We start from the raw sequence: 3,186 nt of genomic DNA, 5'->3' as shown, positions 1-3,186 counted from the left end.
GACGCGCCCCAGCGGACGCCGCAGGCACGGCCCCTCCGGCAGCGGCTCCGGGAGGGCGGGTTCGGCGACGTCGACGAGTTCCCGGGTGCGCTCCGGCGCCGGGACGTCCACCCGGGAGCCGTCCGGCAGCACCGCCGTGTGCGGGACCAGCCGGGCGTCCACGAACGACTCCGTGGCGATCCCGTAGGGGGAGGCCTCCGCGGGTGGCGCGGTCACGTGGAAGCCGGGGTAGCTCGCCAGGGCGAGTTCGACGGCGGCACCGCTGAAGGCCCGGCCGGCGACCCGCGCGTCGGGATCCTTCACGGCGCAGTGCAGCAGGGCGCTCGCCGCCTCCTCGGTGTCGGCGTCCGCGTGGTCGGTGCGGCCCAGACTCCACCGCACCTCGGCGGGGGCCCTGCCGCCGGGGGCGCCGTCGGTAGAGGGACTGTCGGCGGAGGCACTGCCGCCTGGGGCACTGTCGGCGAGTGCGCTCTCCAGCTGTCCGCGCACCAGCGCGGCCTTGGCCTCGATGTCCAGCCCGGTGAGCACGAAGGTGACCTCGTTGCGGAACCCGCCGAGCTCGCTGCGGCCCACCTTGAGCGTGGGCGGCGGCGGTTCCCCGCGGACGCCGCTGATCCGCACCCGGTCGGGGCCGTCGTCGCTCAGCGACAGGCTGTCGAACCGGGCGGTGACGTCCGGGCCCGGGTAGCGCGGGCCGGTGATCTCGTAGAGCAGTTGTGCGGTGACCGTCCCCGGCGTGACCGCGCCCCCGGTGCCGGGATGCTTGGTGATCACGCTCGACCCGTCGGGGTGGAGCTCGGCCAGTGGGAAGCCCGGGGTGCCGAGGTCGTGCTCGGTGAAGAAGGCGTAGTTGCCGCCGGTCGCCTGCGCCCCGCACTCGATCACGTGTCCGGCCACGACCGCGCCCGCGAGCGCGTCGTGGTCGTCGGGGGTCCAGCCGAAGTGGGCGGCGGCCGGGCCGACCACCACGGAGGCGTCGGTGACCCGTCCGGTGACGACGACGTCCGCGCCCGCCCGCAGGCACTCGGCGATCCCGAACGCGCCGAGGTAGGCGTTGGCGGTCAGCGCGTCGGGAAAACCCAGTTCGTCGGCGCGGCCGGTGAGGTCGTCCCCGTCGACATGGGCGACCGAGACGTCCAGCCCCAGCCGGTCGGCCAGCTCGCGCAGCGCGTCGGCGAGGCCCGCCGGGTTCAGTCCGCCCGCGTTGGACACCACGGTGACCCCCGCGTCGACGGCCGTGCCGAGGCACTCCTCCATCTGCCGTAGGAAGGTGGTGGCGTAGCCCCGCGCCGGGTCCTTCGCCTTCGCCCGGCCGAGGATCAGCATGGTCAGCTCGGCCAGGTAGTCGCCGGTGAGCACGTCGACCGGGCCGCCGGTGAGCATCTCCCGCACGGCGGAGAACCGGTCGCCGTAGAAGCCGGACGCGTTGGCGATGCGGAGCATGGGACTCCTCCCCGTCGAGGAACGGACGTCAGCCTGCCACCGGCACCTCGGAAAAATCAAGCACGCTTGATTGTTTCACCCTGTTGTCAGCTTGCCAGCACGGTGTGGTGGCGTACTAGGCTCCGGCAGGACGACACCGGGAGTACGCCGACGCCGCGGGTACGCGGCGGCGGGAGGGCGCGACGGCGCGCCGAGAGAGCGGGAGGCCGACGTTGGCCGGAATGCGCGACGACTACACCCAGATCGACTACTCGGTCGCCGACCGGGTCGCCACGATCACCCTGAACCGGCCCGAGGCCCGCAACGGCTACACGGCGCGGATGGCCGACGAGATCGCCGCCGCCCTGGAGGAGGCCGACCGCGACGAGGACGTGCGCGTGGTCGTGTTCACCGGCGCGGGCCGGGACTTCTGCGTCGGCGCCGACCTGTCCGAGGGCGGGTTCGACTTCGACTCCGACGCCGGACCGGACCCGGCCTGGCAGGAACCGGCGGGCCGGGTCTCGAAACGGGTGTTCGCGCTGAACAAGCCCGTCATCGCGGCCATCCACGGCGCCGCGATCGGCGGCGGGGTCACCATCACGCTGCCCGCCGACTACCGGCTGGCCTCCACCGACGCCCGCTTCGGGTTCGTCTTCGTCCGGCGCGGCATCTACCCCGAGGGCGCGTCGGCGTGGTTCCTCCCGAAGCTGGTCGGCATGGGTCCCGCCCTCGACTGGATGGTCAGCGGCCGGCTCTTCGACGCCGACGAGGCCCGCGACACGGGACTGGTGCACCGGGTGTACCCGCCGGAGCGGCTGCACGACGAGGCCTACGCACTGGCCGCCGAGCTCGTCGCGAACACCGCCCCGGTGTCGGTCGCCGTGACCCGGCAGTTGCTGTACCGGATGTCCGGTGCCGACTCCCCCGGCCCGGTGCACGAGGTCGACTCGCAGCTCATCGCGAGCATCCGGAACAATCCGGACTCGGTGGAGGGAGTGCTGTCGTTCCTGGAGAAACGCCCGCCGGAGTTCCGGCTGCGGGTCAACGACGACCTGCCCGGTTTCCTGCCGTGGGTCGCACCGGACGGCGCCGGGAACACGGCCGACGCGGCGGGGACGGCCGGAACCGGCGACCGCGGGATCCCGGAGGGCGGTGCGGCCGGTGCCTGACTACCCACCCGAGCCGTGGCGGCTGGCGGCACAGGCGTACCTGTCGGTGTGGCGGGTTCCGGTCCGCGCGCTGCCCCGGGTGTCCGATGTGGTGACCCCGGTGACCCTCGGCGGCCGTGCCCTGGTGGTCACGGCGTGGATCGACTACACGCCGCCGGGCCAGATGCGTTACCACGAGCTGCTGTCCACCGTGGCGGTCCGGCGCCCGCACGGCGCCGGTATCGCGGGCTCGATCACCGAGATCTGGGTGGACAGCGCGGCCTCCCGCGCCGGAGGACGTGAACTCTGGGGCATCCCGAAGGAGCTGGCCACGTTCGCCCTGCGCTTCGGCCCCACCGTCACCGCCACCGCGCGGGTCGACGGTCCCGACGGGAACGACTCCCCCGTCGCCACGGCGGCCTTCACCCCCCGGCGGCCCGGCACACCGCCGGTGCGGACGGGGTTCTCCCTCGTCCAGGAGGTGGCCGGGGCGCCGTACGTGAGCCCGGTGCGGGCGCGAATGCGGATCCGCCCCGCGTCGGCACGCTGGAGCGTCGACCCGCACGGGCCGCTCGGGTACCTGGCGGGCCACCGGCCGGTGCTCAGCGCCCACGTC

Annotated in this window: 3 protein-coding genes; 2 read left to right on the top strand and 1 reads right to left on the bottom strand. The window is 74.0% G+C overall.

Annotation, left to right across the window (positions count from 1 at the left end):
• On the bottom strand, nt 1-1,443 hold a 1,443-nt coding region (locus tag ACTIR_RS0101790), incomplete at its 3' end, for an acyclic terpene utilization AtuA family protein (RefSeq protein ID WP_026453002.1).
• Between the two features lie 221 nt (nt 1,444-1,664).
• Here ACTIR_RS0101790 and ACTIR_RS0101785 point away from each other — a divergent pair.
• A complete protein-coding gene (locus ACTIR_RS0101785) occupies nt 1,665-2,591 on the top strand; it encodes an enoyl-CoA hydratase-related protein (RefSeq protein WP_034237849.1) in 927 nt (308 codons plus the stop codon).
• The coding region (locus ACTIR_RS0101780) for an acetoacetate decarboxylase family protein (RefSeq protein WP_026453000.1) at nt 2,584-3,186 on the top strand (603 nt) is incomplete at its 3' end. The genes ACTIR_RS0101785 and ACTIR_RS0101780, both read left to right, overlap by 8 nt.

It is taken from the genome of Saccharomonospora iraqiensis subsp. iraqiensis, from assembly GCF_000430445.1.
In the GTDB taxonomy this organism is placed as follows: domain Bacteria; phylum Actinomycetota; class Actinomycetes; order Mycobacteriales; family Pseudonocardiaceae; genus Saccharomonospora; species Saccharomonospora iraqiensis.
Note: the sequence above shows the minus strand (reverse complement) of the source record. Positions and strands in the feature narration are given on the sequence as shown.

Excerpts from the sequence above, each read along its gene's own strand:
- ACTIR_RS0101785 (WP_034237849.1), top strand. The coding sequence starts at position 1,665 with ATGCGCGACGACTACACCCAGATCGACTACTCGGTCGCCGACCGGGTC.